General features: G+C 63.8%; 15 protein-coding genes. 13 read left to right on the top strand and 2 right to left on the bottom strand.

Annotated features, from left to right (window positions below):
- Positions 1-70 precede the first annotated feature (70 nt).
- Positions 71-2,290: an OsmC domain/YcaO domain-containing protein gene (locus DNK10_RS09670; protein WP_131191392.1), complete on the top strand. Its 2,220-nt coding sequence runs from the start codon at positions 71-73 to the stop codon at positions 2,288-2,290.
- Between the two features lie 82 nt (positions 2,291-2,372).
- On the opposite strand, the gene DNK10_RS09665 is transcribed toward DNK10_RS09670, so the two are convergent.
- Entirely contained in the window at positions 2,373-3,845 is a 1,473-nt protein-coding gene (locus tag DNK10_RS09665) for an alpha/beta hydrolase (protein ID WP_131191391.1), read from the bottom strand.
- Between the two features lie 224 nt (positions 3,846-4,069).
- On the opposite strand from DNK10_RS09665, the gene DNK10_RS09660 reads away from it, so the two are divergent.
- The 3 genes from DNK10_RS09660 to DNK10_RS09650 all read left to right on the top strand — a co-directional run bounded on the left by DNK10_RS09660 (position 4,070) and on the right by DNK10_RS09650 (position 6,474).
- Positions 4,070-5,047: a sulfite exporter TauE/SafE family protein gene (locus DNK10_RS09660; protein ID WP_131180112.1), complete on the top strand. Its 978-nt coding sequence runs from the start codon at positions 4,070-4,072 to the stop codon at positions 5,045-5,047.
- Positions 5,048-5,118: 71 nt separating this feature from the next.
- A complete protein-coding gene (gene trxC, locus DNK10_RS09655) occupies positions 5,119-5,553 on the top strand; it encodes a thioredoxin TrxC (protein ID WP_131191390.1) in 435 nt (144 codons plus the stop codon).
- A gap of 123 nt (positions 5,554-5,676) precedes the next feature.
- Positions 5,677-6,474 carry a universal stress protein gene (locus DNK10_RS09650; protein ID WP_131191389.1) on the top strand — a complete coding sequence of 266 codons (798 nt, stop codon included), beginning with the start codon at positions 5,677-5,679 and terminating at the stop codon, positions 6,472-6,474.
- A 79-nt stretch (positions 6,475-6,553) separates the two neighbouring features.
- Here DNK10_RS09650 and DNK10_RS09645 read toward each other — a convergent pair whose 3' ends face one another.
- Complete coding sequence (locus DNK10_RS09645; protein WP_131191388.1) at positions 6,554-7,324, bottom strand: ParA family protein; 771 nt, start codon at positions 7,322-7,324, stop codon at positions 6,554-6,556.
- Between the two features lie 284 nt (positions 7,325-7,608).
- On the opposite strand from DNK10_RS09645, the gene DNK10_RS09640 reads away from it, so the two are divergent.
- Genes DNK10_RS09640 through DNK10_RS09600 form a run of 9 tightly spaced genes read left to right on the top strand, consistent with a single transcriptional unit; the run spans position 7,609 to position 15,014 of the window.
- Positions 7,609-8,322, top strand: coding sequence for a beta-ketoacyl synthase chain length factor (locus DNK10_RS09640; protein ID WP_131191387.1), 714 nt, complete (start codon positions 7,609-7,611; stop codon positions 8,320-8,322).
- The gene (locus DNK10_RS09635; RefSeq protein WP_131180107.1) at positions 8,295-9,104 is read left to right on the top strand and encodes a lysophospholipid acyltransferase family protein; all 810 of its coding nucleotides are present in this window, start codon (positions 8,295-8,297) and stop codon (positions 9,102-9,104) included. The genes DNK10_RS09640 and DNK10_RS09635 overlap by 28 nt, the downstream gene beginning before the upstream one ends.
- Positions 9,085-9,345: a phosphopantetheine-binding protein gene (locus DNK10_RS09630; protein WP_131180106.1), complete on the top strand. Its 261-nt coding sequence runs from the start codon at positions 9,085-9,087 to the stop codon at positions 9,343-9,345. The genes DNK10_RS09635 and DNK10_RS09630 overlap by 20 nt, the downstream gene beginning before the upstream one ends.
- 11 nt (positions 9,346-9,356) lie before the next feature.
- Positions 9,357-9,614: an acyl carrier protein gene (locus DNK10_RS09625; RefSeq protein WP_131191386.1), complete on the top strand. Its 258-nt coding sequence runs from the start codon at positions 9,357-9,359 to the stop codon at positions 9,612-9,614.
- Positions 9,611-10,156 (top strand): COG4648 family protein, encoded by a 546-nt coding sequence (locus DNK10_RS09620; RefSeq protein WP_131174380.1) that lies wholly within the window; start codon positions 9,611-9,613, stop codon positions 10,154-10,156. Before DNK10_RS09625 ends, DNK10_RS09620 begins: the two co-directional genes overlap by 4 nt.
- On the top strand, positions 10,153-11,811 hold the full coding sequence (locus tag DNK10_RS09615; protein ID WP_131191385.1) for an acyl-CoA synthetase family protein: 1,659 nt from the start codon (positions 10,153-10,155) through the stop codon (positions 11,809-11,811). The genes DNK10_RS09620 and DNK10_RS09615 overlap by 4 nt, the downstream gene beginning before the upstream one ends.
- Entirely contained in the window at positions 11,808-12,557 is a 750-nt protein-coding gene (locus DNK10_RS09610; RefSeq protein ID WP_131191384.1) for a glycosyltransferase family 2 protein, read from the top strand. Before DNK10_RS09615 ends, DNK10_RS09610 begins: the two co-directional genes overlap by 4 nt.
- Positions 12,557-13,492 carry an LpxL/LpxP family acyltransferase gene (locus DNK10_RS09605; RefSeq protein WP_131191383.1) on the top strand — a complete coding sequence of 312 codons (936 nt, stop codon included), beginning with the start codon at positions 12,557-12,559 and terminating at the stop codon, positions 13,490-13,492. Before DNK10_RS09610 ends, DNK10_RS09605 begins: the two co-directional genes overlap by 1 nt.
- A complete protein-coding gene (locus DNK10_RS09600; RefSeq protein ID WP_131191382.1) occupies positions 13,473-15,014 on the top strand; it encodes an HAL/PAL/TAL family ammonia-lyase in 1,542 nt (513 codons plus the stop codon). The genes DNK10_RS09605 and DNK10_RS09600 overlap by 20 nt, the downstream gene beginning before the upstream one ends.
- Positions 15,015-15,094 lie beyond the last annotated feature (80 nt).

The following is a 15,094-nucleotide window of genomic DNA, read 5'->3' as shown; positions in this document are numbered from 1 at the left end:
CCCCGCACAAGACTTCCCACTGAAAACCCGGATAATGCCGGCCATTCGTTTTACTCGCTGGTGCTCGCGCATGGAAATCAAGGTCAACTTTCTCGACAACCTTCGACTTGAAGCCAAGTTCGATGACTTCACGGTGATCGCCGATCAGCCTATCCGCTACAAGGGCGATGGCTCGGCGCCGGGGCCGTTCGACTACTTCCTGGCTTCGTCGGCCTTGTGTGCGGCCTACTTCGTCAAGCTGTACTGCCAGACCCGTGACATTCCCACCGACAACATCCGCCTGTCGCAGAACAACATCGTCGACCCGGAAAACCGCTACGCGCAGATTTTCAAGATCCAGGTCGAGCTGCCCGCCGATATCTCCGACAAGGATCGCCAGGGCATCCTGCGCTCCATCGACCGCTGCACCGTGAAGAAGGTGGTGCAGGCCGGGCCGGAGTTCATCATCGAGGAAGTGGAGAATCTGGATGCCGATGCCCAGGCGCTGCTGATTCCGAGCAACGGTGCGCAAACCAGTACCTTCATTGCCGGCAAGGATCTGCCACTGGAGCAGACCATCGCCAATATGTCGGGCATCCTGGCCGACCTGGGCATGAAGATCGAGATCGCCTCGTGGCGCAATATCGTGCCCAACGTATGGTCGCTGCACATCCGCGATGCCAGCTCACCGATGTGCTTTACCAATGGCAAGGGTGCCACCAAGGAAGGCGCATTGGCGTCGGCACTGGGCGAATTCATCGAGCGGCTGCACTGCAACTTCTTCTACAACGATCAGTTCTGGGGCGAAGACATCGCCAGTGCGCCGTTCGTGCATTACCCGAACGAGCGCTGGTTCCAGCCGGGCCGCAAGGACGCACTGCCGGCGGAGATCCTCGACGAGTACTGCCTGAATATCTACAACCGCGATGGCGAATTGCGTGGCTCGCATCTGTTCGATACCAATTCCGGCAATGAAGAGCGCGGCATCGTTTCACTGCCGTTCGTGCGCCAGTCGGATGGCGAGGTGGTGTATTTCCCCTCCAACCTGATCGAGAACCTGTACCTCAGCAACGGCATGAGCGCCGGTAATACCCTGGCCGAAGCTCAGGTGCAGTGCCTGTCGGAGATCTTCGAGCGGGCGGTGAAGCGCGAGATCATCGAAGGTGAATTCGCGCTGCCGGATGTACCGGCGGATGTGCTGGCGAAATATCCCGCGATCCTCGCCGGTATCCAGGGCCTGGAAGCCCAGGGCTTTCCGGTGCTGGTGAAGGACGCGTCCCTGGGAGGCGAATTCCCGGTGATGTGCGTGACCCTGATGAACCCGCGCACCGGCGGCGTGTTCGCCTCGTTCGGCGCGCACCCCAGCTTTGAAGTCGCATTGGAACGCAGCCTCACCGAATTGCTGCAGGGTCGCAGTTTCGAAGGCCTCAACGATCTGCCCCAGCCTACTTTCGAAGGCCACGCGGTCACCGAGCCGAACAACTTCGTCGAGCACTTCATCGATTCCAGCGGCGTGGTCTCGTGGCGCTTCTTCAGTGCCAGGTCGGAGTATGAGTTCGTCGAGTGGGACTTCTCCGGCCAGGGCGGCTCCAGTGAAAAAGAAAGCGCCAATGCCCAGGAGGCCGCGACCCTGTTCGGCATCCTCGAAGGCATGGGCAAGGAGGCGTACATGGCGGTGTACGACGACCTGGGCGCCACGGCCTGCCGCATCCTGGTGCCGGGCTACTCGGAAATCTATCCGGTGGACGATCTGATCTGGGATAACACCAACAAGGCACTGTTCTTCCGCGCCGACATTCTCAACCTGCACCGTCTCGACGACGCCGAGCTGGAGTCGCTGGCCGAGCGTCTGGTGGAAAGCGAGCTGGATGATTACACCGATATCGCCACCCTGATCGGCATCGAGTTCGACGACAACACGGCCTGGGGCCAGTTGACGATCCTCGAGTTGAAGCTGCTGATCTATCTCGCCTTGCAGAAGACCGACGAGGCGAAAGAGGCGGTGGAAATGTTCCTGCAGTACAACGACAACACCGTCGAGCGCGGCCTGTTCTACCAGGCCGTCAATGCAGTGCTGGAAATGCAGCTCGATGAAGACCTGGAGCTGGCGGACTACGAAGCCAACTTCCGCCGCATGTTCGGCAACGAGCGGATGGACGCCGCCATCGGCTCGGTGGACGGCAGCGTACGCTTCTACGGCCTGACGCCGACGAGCATGAAGCTGGAAGGCCTCGACAGGCATCTGCGCCTGATCGATAGCTACAAGAAGCTGCATGCGGCCAGAGCCAGGGTAGCGGCGTTATCCAGCTAATCGTGTAGGGCTACTCGCGGGGCGAAGCGTAATCTGCGGTTTACTGCGTAATGGCTGGAACAGGTGGCGGATACGCCTTCGGCTAATACGCCCTACGCCTGGCCGCCTCAAGCCCCGCATGCTCGCGCAGGCGCTCGACCATATAGGGATAGAAGGGATTGGACGTCACCCGCTGTAGCGCCTCCATGCTGACCAGCAGCACGCCTCGTTCGCCGCGCACTGACAATGCACCGAGGTGCACGCCATAGTCTTCCGGTTCATCGGGCTGCAAACCGTACAACGAGTCGCTCAGCGGAAATGGCAGGGCGACGTGGGACAGGGAGAACACTTCACGGGGAAACGCCAGGCCGAGCGGCGTCACCTGCTCGTCCGACGCGCCGGCCTCGGTGATGCGGGCAGCAGCGCCCAGCGTTTGCGGCGAGGCATTGCCGACCAGCGTGGTTCGGTAATCGCGGGGCGCGGGTGGCAGCAGGTCGGTGGGCGACTTGGCGTGGGCACCGAGCAACGGCCCGAAGTCGACGAAACGATTGAGGTCGAACAGCACCAGCTCGCTGCCATTGTCGGACAGGTGACCATACAAGGCACCGACCACTGCGGGTGTGCTGACGGTGTAATCGACCAGCGACTGGAACGTCAGCAGCGGCGGCAGATCCTGCAGCGCTCCACGTTCGCTCAGCGTAGCGATCTGTTCCTGCAGCACCGTGGTGAACAGGTAGGACTGGCGCGCGGCGTTGAGGGCGAAGGAGTTGTACTTGAACGGGTTGTACTCGGGCAGCACGTCCAGCCAGGCGGCCTTGGCAAAAGCCGGGAAGACCGCCGGCAGCCCCGCCAGCCCGGCGAAGCGGGCATAGCCGGCCACGCCGATCATCGGCGAGATCAGCGTCAGGCGATCCGGCCGCGCCAGCTCATCGTTGCCGAGTGCATCGAGGGCGTACTTGAGGGCCAGGCCACCGCCTGCCGAATAGCCGACCAGATGCAGCGGATCACCGACGTCGGTCAGGCGCCTGGCTTCACGAACGGCCAGGCGCGTAGCCGCCAGCCAGTCCTGCCAGGTCACATCGGTCAGCGCGCCGGGCGTGGTGCCATGCCCCGGCAGACGCAGGCCTACGACGATGAAGCCGGCGTCGCGATACACCTTGGCGATATGCCGCAGGCTATAGGGTGAATCGCTCAGCCCGTGCAGCATGACCACCGCGCCTTTTGGCTTGCCACCGGGCTCCAGCACGTAGGAACGGTTCCAGTCCCACTCGAAGCGCGAGGCGTTCAGCGGACTGTCGGCGAAGTAGCGGTTATCCGGCACACGCTCGGCATCATCGAGGCGCTGGTAGACCTTGTCCGGTAGCGAGGCGAACAGTGCCTGCTCGGCCAGCAGATAATCCTGCCAACTCCCGGCATCCAGCTCGTCGGCGCTCAGCTCGTGGGGCACGAAGGTGTGCCAGGGGCTCAGGTCGGGCTTGCTCTGGGCATCGTAAATCCGCAAGGCGAAAAAGGTCAGGGCAGTCACAGCGACAACCAACCCGGTCAGGCGCACCCACTTCTTCACCACCGCCTTCATGCTTCAATCTCCCGAACCACAAACGATCCATGATAACCCTCGTTACGCACGAACGTTGGTGCGCAGTCTTGCTATAGCCGACCATTCAACATTTGCTTATCTATTAAACCGAATAGGCATATAGACCTTTCCAAAGGTTCTTAGACTCATCGACAAAAGCCGTCTATCGTCGGCGCCGCTTCAATACGCCTGTTCTACCACCCGCTGTCAGGCCTTTACACCGCATGAAAATTCGCAATCTCGATCTCAGCAACAGCCCGGTCAACGATGAACACCAGGCGCTGGGATTACCCCCCGTGGAAGACTTCGTTTCCCACCCGGACAACCACCCGATCCTGCGTGCCGCCATGTGGTTCGCCATCCTCACCCTGGCTGGCCTGCTGCTGTTTCTCGCCTGGCGCCTGTTCTTCGGCAATCATGAAAGCACCGGCCTGGAAATCATCGAGGATGCCCTGACCAGCCGCGCCTTCTGGAGCGCCGTGGCGGTCGGTTTCTTCGCTCAGGTCATCGACGGCGCACTGGGCATGGCCTATGGCATCACCGCCACGACCTTCCTGCTCAGCACCGGCGCCACACCTGCGGCGGCCAGTGCCAGCGTGCATATCGCCGAGGTGTTCACTACCGGCCTGTCGGGGATTTCCCATGCCAAGCTGGGTAACGTCAACAAGGCGCTTTTTCTGCGCCTGCTGCTGCCGGGCATGATCGGGGCGATTCTCGGCGCGGTGCTGATCACCACCTTTGACGGCGACGTGATGAAGCCTTTCATCTCCGCCTACCTGTTGCTGATGGGCCTGTACATCCTGCGCAAGGCCTATCGCCACGTGCGGTTGGTCAAGAAGGAGCCCAAACACGTCGGCAAGCTGGCCTTGTTCGGCGGCTTCGTCGACGCCGCCGGTGGCGGTGGCTGGGGCCCGGTGGTCACCAGCAGCCTGCTCGGCTCGGGCAGCGACCCGCGTACCACCATCGGCTCGGTCAATTTCGCCGAATTCTTCCTGACCATCACCAGCGCCACCTCCTTCATCCTCCTGGCCGGTCAGCCGGATACCTGGCTGATGGTCGCCGGCCTGGTCTTCGGCGGCATGTTCGCCGCGCCGCTGGCCGCGCTGCTGTGCAAGACGCTGTCGGCACGCACCCTGCTGACCATCGTCGGCTGCCTGATCACGCTGATCAGTGGGTACAACATCTACGCCAGTCTGACGTAACCTGCGCCTTGCGATGACGGGCCGCAGCCCATAGGCTGCCGGAAAGTTGCACGACTTTTCCGGAGCCTGTCATGAGCGATTCACCGATCATCCCCTGCCCCAGCTGCAGCAGCCTCAACCGCATACCCGCCGCACGCCTGGGCGAGGCGCCGCGCTGTGGCCATTGCAAGGCCGAGGTGTTGCCGGGGGTACCGTTCGACCTGAGCCAGGGCAACTTCGCCGCGCAGCTCAAGGGCGATCTGCCCTTGCTGGTGGATGTCTGGGCCTCATGGTGCGGGCCCTGTCGCAGCTTCGCGCCGACCTTCACGCAAGCGGCCAGCGAACTGCGCACCCGCTGCCGGCTGGGCAAACTGGACAGCGAAGCCAACCCGCAGTTGTCCACCCAGTTGGGTATCCGCTCGATTCCCAGCCTGATTCTGTTTCGTGACGGCAAGGAGGTGGCCCGGCAAAGCGGTGCTCTGCCCTTGCCGCAGTTGCTCGCCTGGCTGAACACCCAGGGAGTCTGATGAATCGCGAGCGAGCCGACTGACACCTGACCTTGCAAGAGGTCAAAAAGCAGGCTAATCCATGGAACACGATAGCCAGGCAAGCCACCGCATCGGTGGGGCATCGCCAGGCAGGAGAGCGCCATGTTCAAGCACATTCTGATTGCCCATGATCTGCGTGGTACCGCTGAACTGGCGCTACGCCGGGCCGCTCAACTGGCGCAGCAGCATGGCGCCCGCCTGAGCGTGCTGCATGTGCTCGATCCGGGCCAGAATGAACAGGCGCACGACCAGACCAGGCAGGCGCTGGACAGCAGCATCAGCCAATCTGCGCCGCCGGGCAGCACCCTGCACCTGCGCAGCGGCAAACCGTCGGAGGTGGTGCTCCAGCACCTGCAGGAAGGCGATTACGACCTGCTGGTACTCGGCGGTCACCTGGAACGCCACGAGTTCTTTTCCGGCACCAGCCTCGACCGCATCGCCCGCCATTGCCCGGTGCCACTCCTGCTGGTCGCCCATCCGAGCAAAGGCCCCTATCAGAAGGCCGTGGCTGCCATCGACTTTTCCTTGTGCGCCTGCAGCGCGCTGGCCGGAGCCTATGAACTGTTGCCCCAGGACGCCGAGCTGCACGCGGTACATGTTTTCGAGCCGGACAAGGGCACACCCGATCAGGTACGCAGCCAGGTGGAAATCCAGCATGCGCTGATCGACCAGTTGCTGCAGGACGAAGCGCAAAATCTGCCGCCGTCAGGGCCGCAGTTGAGCCATACGGTTCACGAGGGTGGCATCCTGCGTTGCCTGCAGGAACAGTTGAAAAGTCGCGACAGCGATCTGCTGGTGCTGGGCAGCCACGGCCGAGGTGCGCTGTCCCAGGCACTGCTCGGCAGCCTGGCCCAGCACTTCCTGCACAAGGCGCCCTGCGACGTGTTCGTGGTTCGCTAGCCTCGCAACCCGGGTATCGCTTCGCTCAACACCGGGTTACCCAAGCAAGCAGCAGCGCCCTAGCCCGGCAGCGCGGCAATCAAGCCTGCTGCAGCAGGTCGTGCAGTTCGACGTATTGCAGGGTCAGCTTGTGCCGCGGATCGAGGTAGATCAGCGGCGTGCAGGCCTGGTGTGATTCACGCATCTTCACCGAGCTCATCAGGTTCACCGGCAACACCGGCAAGCCTTCGGCGACCAGTTCGTCGAGCAGTTGCTGCGGCAGCGTAGCGCGCGGCTGGAACTGGTTGACCACGATGCCCTCCACTTCCAGCGCTTCGTTGTGATCCTCTTTCAACTCCTCGATTTCCCGCAGCAGGCCATACAGGGCATTGCGCGAGAAGGTATCGCAGTCGAAGGGAATCAATACGCGTTCGGCAGCGATCAACGCCGAAACCGTATAGAAATTCAGTGCTGGCGGGGTATCCAGGTAAATCTGCTCGTAGTCTTCGGAGAGTTCTTCGAGCAGTTTGCGCAGCTTGTTGATCTTGTGCTTCTGCTCCAGCTTGGGCTGCAGTTCTGCCAGCTCGGCAGTGGCGGTGATCACGTGCAGGTTGTCGAAGGGGGTTTCGTAGATATCGACCTTGCCCTTCTTGGAAAACGGCCCGCTGGAAAGCGTCTGCTTGAAGAAGTCGGCAATACCCATCGGGATGTCCTCACCGGTCAGACCGGTCAGGTAATGGGACGAGTTGGCCTGAGCATCCAGGTCGACCAGCAGCGTCCGGTAACCCTGAGAGGCGCTCACCGCCGCCAGGTTGCAGGCGATACTGGATTTACCCACTCCGCCCTTCTGATTGAAAATCACGCGCCGCATCCGTACCTCCTCTTTAGGTCTGTTGACGCTTCAACAACGCGGGTTGCGCTGAAAATATCAACAGGCCCCTAGTACATTGATACTAGGCATAGCCTGATGACAGTAGCGCGAAGCCGGGGAAACGCGTCATCCATCAGAAAACCGCTACTTAATGTTTGCGAGGCCAAGTCATCCCCCGGATAATGCCCGCGCAGCATCGCTTCCCATCGACAAGGCTCTTGTCGCACAGGACAGTCGCATAGACAAGGAAATGCCCGGCGGGCCAAGCAGAGTTTCATCTAGACATGCATTTCAGGATCGATCAATGGCGTGCCTGGGCTCCTGGCCTGGACAGTACGGATGACTGGCTCGCCTGGAGCAAGGCCCCCGAACGCCTGCACGATTGCGGCGAACAACCCGATGTCAGCTTCCTTCCGGCCCTGCAGCGCCGCCGTTTGAGCCGCCTGGCGCGCATGGTTTTCCAGGTCGCCTGGCCGCTTGCCGAGGGGCACCCGGCGCTGCCCCTGGTGTTCGTTTCGCGGCATGGCGAAACCCCGCGCAGCCTGGCCATTCTTCAAGACCTTGCAGTAGCAGAACCACTGTCGCCGACACAGTTCAGTCTTTCCGTGCACAACGCGATCATCGGCCAATGGTCGATCCTGCGCGGCGACACCAGCGAGATGACCGCCCTGGCCGGCGAAGGCGATGGCCTGGAGATGGCCATGCTGGAAGCCGCCACGCTCCTCGCCGATGGCGCCCCGGCGGTGTTGCTGGTGATCGGCGAAGAAGCACAGCCGGCGCTTTATGCGCCGTTCATCGACGACGTTCCGTTCCCCTACGCGCTGGCCTTGTTGCTGGTACCTGGTGACGATTGGAATTTGCAGCTACGCCCGGGCACAGGGCCACGCACCCAGTGGCCGCACCCGCTGAGCCTGATACAAGGTCTCTGCAACGGATGCACCACCCTCGAACACACCTGGAAAGAACGCCAATGGATCTGGTCACACAAAACCCCGTGAAGCGCTACAGCGCGCCCTACTGGTGGCGGCTGATCGCGACAGCGGCGAGCTTTACCCTGTTCGGCATCGGCGGCCTGTTGCTGCGTGTGCTGGTGTTCCCCGTGCTGTCGCTGCTGCCGGGCGATGCCGCAGCCCATCAGCGCCGTGCCAGGCAAGTGGTGAGCTGGAATTTCCGCACCTTCGTCAAATTCATGCACCGCAGCGGCGTACTCACCTATGAAGTCGAAGGCGCCGAACGCCTGGGCCGCCCCGGCCAGATGATCATCGCCAACCATCCCTCGCTGATCGATGTGGTGGTGACGATTGCCTTCACCCGCAACGCCAATTGCGTGGTGAAGCAAAGTCTGTGGAACAACCCCTGCATGCGCGGGCCGATCCGTGCCGCGGGCTACATCAGCAACAGCGGCAGCATGGACATGCTCGACGAAGCCGCCGATGCGCTTCAGCAGGGCCAGACCCTGATCATCTTTCCGGAAGGCACGCGCACCACGCCCGGCCGTGCGCCGGAGTTCCACCGTGGCGCCGCGGCCATCGCCTTGCGCGGCGCCAATGTGATCACCCCCGTGGTGATCAGCGTCACACCTACCACGCTGACCAAAGCGGAGCCCTGGTACCGGATTCCAGCGCGGCGTTTTCACGTCCGTCTGCGCGTGGGCCAGGACATCGATCCAGCGCGATTCGCTGCCATGGGCGCGGCACCGGTCGCATCGCGCAAACTCAACGACTATCTGCATCAGCACTTCATAAAGGAGCTCGCAAGAGATGAGCGCTCTACAGCTTGAGATCAAACAACTGATCATCGATTCCCTGGGACTCGAAGACACCACGCCTCAGGACATCGGCGACGACCTCACCCTGTTCGGTGAAGGCCTCGGCCTGGACTCGGTCGATGCTCTGGAGTTGGGCCTGGCGATCCAGAAGCGTTTCGGCATCAAGATCGACGCCGAATCCAAGGACACCCGCACCCACTTCGCCAACGTGACCAGCCTGGCAGCCTTCGTTGCCAGCCGCCAGGCAGCCTGAGGACGACCACCATGCAAACCCGTGACGAAATTTTCGCCACCTTGCACGACGCCTTGGTGGAGTTGTTCGAGCTGAGCCCCGAGCAGATCAGCCTGGACGCCAACCTCTACGAAGATCTGGAAATCGACAGCATCGACGCCGTCGACCTGATCGACCATATCAAGCGCCAGACCGGCAAGAAGATTGCCGCCGAAGCGTTCAAATCGGTGCGTACCGTCGGCGACGTGGTCGAAGCGGTGTATCAGTTGGTCAACGCGGATCCCGCATGAGCCGTTTGCTCGGCCTGCTGGTAGCCCTGGTCAGCGTGGCGTATCCGTTCGCCGTATATTTCGGCGCGGGCCACCTTTCACCTGGGTTGTTCGCCGGGCTGCTCGGTGGCTTGTGGCTGGCCCGCCTGCTCGCCAACCCGCGCGACAGCAATAGCCGCAGGATGACCGGCGTGGTTCTGGTCTTCTGCCTGCTGCTTGCCCTGGCTGACGAGCCGGCGTTGCTGCGCTGGTACCCGGTGCTGGTCAGCGCGCTGTTGCTGGCGCTGTTCGCCAGCAGCCTGAAGATCGGCATGCCGATGGCCGAGCGCCTGGCACGCCTGCGCGAGCCCGAGCTACCTGAAGTGGCCGTGCGCTACACCCGCCGAGTGACCGAGGTGTGGGCACTGTTTCTGCTCGCCAACGGCCTGGTGGTGGTCGCGCTGAATCTGTGGGCACCGCTGTCCTGGTGGGCGCTCTACACCGGGCTGATTTCCTACTGCCTGATGGGCCTGCTATTCGCCGGCGAATGGCTGGTACGTCAACGTGTAAGGAGATTCGCATGAACTGGCTGAGCCTCGAGAACCTACTGCTGGAGGCGGATGCCAGCCGTCAGATAACGCCGCAACTGAGCCACGCGCAACTGTGCCAGCGCGCGTTGAGCCTGGCCGGCCACTGGCAGGCCGCGGGCGTGCAGCGCGTTGCCCTGCATCTGGAGGATGCCGCCGAGCTGGCCATCGCCCTGCTCGCTGCCTGGCAGGCCGATATCCATGTGCTGCTACCGGCCGATGCCCAGCCGCAGACCCGCCAGCGCCTGGGCGCCCAGGTCGATCTGTGGCTGGAGCGGCTCGATGAGTCGATGACGGCAGTACCACTGGCTGCCCGCTCGCTCGACCTGGAGCGCTGCCGCCTGACCCTGTGCACATCCGGCTCCAGTGGCGAGCCCAAGCTTATCGACAAGAGCCTCGGGCAGCTGACCAACGAAGTGCAGGCGCTGGAAAATCTTTGGGGTGAAAGGCTCGGCGATGCACTGATCATCGGCAGTGTGGCCGCCCAGCACATCTACGGGCTGCTGTTCCGCGTGCTCTGGCCGCTGTGCGCGGGGCGCGCCTTTCTACCCAAGACGTTGCCCTTCCCCGAAGACCTGCAACTGGCCAGCCTGCCCCACCCGGCGTTTGCCTGGGTCACCAGCCCGGCGCTGCTCAAGCGCATGGGCGACAACCTCGACTGGTCGGCGCTGAGCCGCGTGCGTCAGGTGTTTTCCTCCGGCGGCGCCCTGCCGGCCGAGGCCGCTGCTTCGCTGCAACAGCGCCTGGATCAGTGGCCGACGGAAATCTACGGCAGCTCGGAAACCGGCGGCATCGCCTGGCGCCAGGGCGGCGAGCACTGGCAGCCGTTCGCTGACGTGCAGCTCGAGCTGAACGACGAGGGCGCGTTGCGCCTGAGCTCGCCCTATCTGCCTGCTGGCCACTGGGAACAGATGGCCGACGCCGTGCAGATCGAGGCCGAGGGCCGCTTCATCCTCGGCGCGCGCCTGGATCGCATCGTCAAGCTGGAAGAGAAACGTATCTCCCTGCCCCTGCTGGAACAGGCCCTGGCCCTGCACGGCTGGGTCAGCGAGGCGCGTCTCGGCGTGCTGCAGCAGGGCCGTGCCTTTCTCGGTGCGCTGGTCGCGCTGTCTCCCGAAGGCCTGCACGTGCTGCGTAATCAGGGCCGTCGCCACCTGACCGAGGGCCTGCGCCAGCACCTTGCCGACCATTGCGAGAGCATCGCCCTGCCGCGCCGCTGGCGCCTGCTGCCCCATTTGCCCTACAGCAGCCAGGGCAAACTGGGCCAGGCGCAGGTCAACGACCTGCTGGCCGCCGCCCGCCCCACACGAGTCGAGCCGAGCTGCGCGCGGGAAGAAGACGGCGAATGGCACCTGGAGCTGGACGTGCCTCTGGATCTGGCCCATTTCAGCGGCCACTTTCCAGGCACCCCGGTGCTACCGGGGGTGGTGCAGATCGACTGGGCCCAGCAGTTCGCGCGCGCCTTGATCAGCGACCTGCCGCCGCTGTTCGGCGGCATGGAAGTGCTCAAGTTCCAGCAACTGGTGCGTCCCGGCGACCGCCTGCAACTGACCCTGCGTTTCGACCGCGAGCGCAACAAGTTGTATTTCACCTTCCGCAACGGCGAGGCCAACTGCTCCTCCGGGCGCATCCTGCTCAAGGCCGCGCCATGACTGCGATTGCAGCCGTTCATCGCCCCTGCGCACTGATCCCGGTGTACAACCATGAGCACGCCCTGCCCGCGGTGGTCGCCGCCTTGCTCGAGGCCGGCCTGCCTTGCGTGCTGGTCGACGATGCCTCCAGCCCGGGCTGCGCGGCGGTGATCGACAGGCTCGCCAGCGAGGCCGGTACCTATTTGCTGCGCCTGCCCCACAATCAGGGCAAGGGTGGTGCGGTAATGGCCGGCCTGCGCGAGGCGCAGCGCCTGGGCTTCAGTCATGCGCTGCAGGTGGATGCCGATGGCCAGCACGATCTGCAGGCGGTTCAGGCCTTCCTCGACGAGTCCCGCGATCATCCCGAGGCGATCGTCTGCGGCTACCCGCAGTACGACGCCAGCGTGCCCAAGGGCCGCCTGTATGCGCGCTACCTGACTCACGTCTGGGTGTGGATCAACAGCCTGTCGCTGCAGATCCGCGACTCCATGTGCGGCTTCCGGGTCTACCCGCTGGCCGCCAGCGTGGCGCTGATCGACTCGGCGAAACTGGGCACGCGCATGGACTTCGATTCGGAGATTCTCGTGCGTCTGTCCTGGCGCGGGCAGCCCATGCGCTGGCTACCGACCTGCGTGCATTACCCTGCGGACGGCGTCTCGCATTTCCGCCTGTGGCAGGACAACGTGCTGATCTCGAAAATGCATGCGCGGCTGTTCTTCGGCATGCTTTGCCGCGCGCCCTGGCTGCTCTATCGGCGGTGGCGCTGATGAATCGGAGCAGGCACTGGGCCGAGCAGCGCGAGCGCGGCAGTTTCGCCCTGATGAAATTCACCGCCCTGGCCTCGCGCTACCTGGGGCGCCGTGCCCTGAGCCCGTTGCTGTACCTGATCGTCGGCTATTTCTTCCTGTTCGGCGCCAGGGCACGGCGCAGCGTTCGCCAGTACCAGAACAACCTGGCGAGATGGAGCGCCCGCCCGGCATTGCGCCCGACTCACCGCTCGGTGTTCGCCCAGTTCATGGCCTTCGCCGACAGCCTGCTGGACAAGCTGGACGTGTGGAGCGGCCGCCTGCACTTCGCCGACATCGAGCTGATCGACCCCCACGGCCTGCACGGCCAGATGAGCGGCAGCCGTGGGCAACTGCTGGTCGGCGCCCACCTGGGCAATCTCGAAGTGTGCCGCGCTCTGGCCGAACTGGGCGCCCAGGTACGCATGAACGTGCTCGTTCATACCCGGCATGCCGAGCAGTTCAATCGCCTGCTCAAGGAAACCGGTGCCGACAACCTGCGGCTGATTCAGGTCAGCGAATTGGATCCGGCGGTGATGATGCGTCTGGCCGATCACCTGGAGCGCGGCGAATGGCTGGCGATTGCCGGCGATCGCGTGCCGCTGCACGGCGAGCGCACCGTCAACGTGGAGTTTCTCGGCCAGTCGGCGCCCCTGCCCCAGGGCCCCTGGCTGCTCGCCGGGCTGTTGCAGTGCCCGGTCAACCTGATCGACTGCCTGAAGATCGATGGCCGCTACCAGATCATGCTGCAACCCTTTACCGACTCCGTGCAGTGGAAACGCAGCGAGCGCGAGGCGGTGATCCAGGGCTGGGCGCAACGCTACGCCGATCACCTTGCCCAACGCTGCCTGCAAGCCCCGCAGCAGTGGTTCAACTTCTATCCGTTCTGGAACGAACATGACAACCCATCAGCCTGAAACGGTGACCTTCGGCGCTCAGCCGCTGCGTCTTGAACAGATCGTCGGCCTGGCCCAGCGCACGGCGCGTGGCGCCCTGGACACGAGTGCCGAATGGCGTGAGCGCATCGGCCGCGGCGCACGCTTCGTCGACAGCCTGCTGGATCGTGAAGGCATGATCTACGGCATCACCACCGGCTACGGCGACTCCTGCGTGGTGGCAGTGCCGCTGCACCAGGTCGAGGCGCTGCCCCGTCATCTGTACACCTTCCACGGCTGCGGCCTGGGCAAGCTGCTCGACGAGCCGGCCACCCGCGCGGTGCTGGCGGCTCGCTTGCAGTCGCTGTGCCAGGGCATGTCCGGGGTTCGCCTGGAACTGCTGGAGCGCCTGCAGGCATTCATCGAACACGACGTGCTGCCGCTGATCCCGGAAGAAGGTTCGGTAGGCGCCAGCGGCGACCTGACGCCACTGTCCTACATTGCCGCGACGCTGTGCGGCGAGCGCGAGGTGATGTACCGCGGCGAGCGGCGCAGTGCCGCTGACGTGCACGCCGAACTGGGCTGGACGCCGCTGGTGCTGCGCCCCAAGGAAGCCCTGGCACTGATGAACGGCACTGCGGTAATGACCGCCCTGGCCTGCCAGGCTTATGCCCGCGCCGATTACCTGCTCAAGCTGGCGACGCGCATTACCGCGCTCAATGTGATCGCCCTGCAGGGCAATCCCGAACACTTCGACGAGCGCCTGTTCGCCGCCAAACCGCATCCGGGCCAGAATCAGGTCGCCGCCTGGATTCGCCAGGATCTGGCCATCGACGCGCCGACCGCGCCGCTGCATCGCCTGCAGGATCGCTACTCCATCCGCTGCGCACCGCACGTGCTTGGCGTGCTGGCCGACAGCCTGGGGCTGCTGCGCCAGTTCATCGAAACCGAGCTGAACAGCGCCAACGACAACCCGCTGATCGACCCCGATGAGGAGCGCGTGCTGCACGGCGGGCACTTCTACGGCGGGCATATCGCCTTCGCCATGGACAGCCTGAAGAACCTGATCGGCAACCTCGCCGACCTGCTCGACCGCCAGCTCGCCCTGCTGGTCGACACCCGCTACAACCACGGCCTGCCGAGCAACCTGTCCGGCGCCCCGGCCGAAACGGCGATGATCAACCATGGTTTCAAGGCCGTGCAGATCGGCGCCAGCGCCTGGACCGCCGAGGCGTTGAAGAACACCATGCCGGCCAGCGTGTTCTCGCGCTCCACCGAATGCCACAACCAGGACAAGGTGAGCATGGGCACCATCGCCGCCCGCGACGCCCTGCGCAGCCTGGAACTGGCCGAGCAGGTCGCCGCGGCCACGTTGCTCGCTGCCAACCAGGGCGTGTGGCTGCGCCAGCGCGCCGAAGCGACCGTCCTGCCGGCAGCCCTGGCGGACATGCACGGGCAACTCGCCGAAGACTTCCCGCCGCTGATCGAAGATCGCGCCCTGGAAGGCGAGCTGCGCCTGTGCCTGCAACGTATCCGTGCCCAGCACTGGAGCCTCTATGCGTAACCCATGCTTTGCAGGAGCCATGCTGGCGATAACGACGTTGAAATCTGCTTCGGTGTTGCCGCGCGAATCGCTTTCGCTGG

Source organism: Phytopseudomonas daroniae, from assembly GCF_004327275.1.
GTDB lineage: Bacteria > Pseudomonadota > Gammaproteobacteria > Pseudomonadales > Pseudomonadaceae > Aquipseudomonas > Aquipseudomonas daroniae.
Note: the sequence above shows the minus strand (reverse complement) of the source record. Positions and strands in the feature narration are given on the sequence as shown.

Bases quoted from the DNA above. Each gene is read 5' to 3' on its own strand.
- DNK10_RS09635 (WP_131180107.1), top strand. From the start codon at position 8,295: ATGGATCTGGTCACACAAAACCCCGTGAAGCGCTACAGCGCGCCCTAC.
- DNK10_RS09660 (WP_131180112.1), top strand. From the start codon at position 4,070: ATGAAAATTCGCAATCTCGATCTCAGCAACAGCCCGGTCAACGATGAA.
- DNK10_RS09620 (WP_131174380.1), top strand. From the start codon at position 9,611: ATGAGCCGTTTGCTCGGCCTGCTGGTAGCCCTGGTCAGCGTGGCGTAT.
- DNK10_RS09640 (WP_131191387.1), top strand. From the start codon at position 7,609: ATGCATTTCAGGATCGATCAATGGCGTGCCTGGGCTCCTGGCCTGGAC.
- DNK10_RS09650 (WP_131191389.1), top strand. From the start codon at position 5,677: ATGTTCAAGCACATTCTGATTGCCCATGATCTGCGTGGTACCGCTGAA.
- DNK10_RS09645 (WP_131191388.1), bottom strand. From the start codon at position 7,324: ATGCGGCGCGTGATTTTCAATCAGAAGGGCGGAGTGGGTAAATCCAGT.
- DNK10_RS09630 (WP_131180106.1), top strand. From the start codon at position 9,085: ATGAGCGCTCTACAGCTTGAGATCAAACAACTGATCATCGATTCCCTG.
- trxC (WP_131191390.1), top strand. From the start codon at position 5,119: ATGAGCGATTCACCGATCATCCCCTGCCCCAGCTGCAGCAGCCTCAAC.
- DNK10_RS09605 (WP_131191383.1), top strand. From the start codon at position 12,557: ATGAATCGGAGCAGGCACTGGGCCGAGCAGCGCGAGCGCGGCAGTTTC.
- DNK10_RS09600 (WP_131191382.1), top strand. From the start codon at position 13,473: ATGACAACCCATCAGCCTGAAACGGTGACCTTCGGCGCTCAGCCGCTG.
- DNK10_RS09670 (WP_131191392.1), top strand. From the start codon at position 71: ATGGAAATCAAGGTCAACTTTCTCGACAACCTTCGACTTGAAGCCAAG.
- DNK10_RS09625 (WP_131191386.1), top strand. From the start codon at position 9,357: ATGCAAACCCGTGACGAAATTTTCGCCACCTTGCACGACGCCTTGGTG.
- DNK10_RS09610 (WP_131191384.1), top strand. From the start codon at position 11,808: ATGACTGCGATTGCAGCCGTTCATCGCCCCTGCGCACTGATCCCGGTG.
- DNK10_RS09665 (WP_131191391.1), bottom strand. From the start codon at position 3,845: ATGAAGGCGGTGGTGAAGAAGTGGGTGCGCCTGACCGGGTTGGTTGTC.
- DNK10_RS09615 (WP_131191385.1), top strand. From the start codon at position 10,153: ATGAACTGGCTGAGCCTCGAGAACCTACTGCTGGAGGCGGATGCCAGC.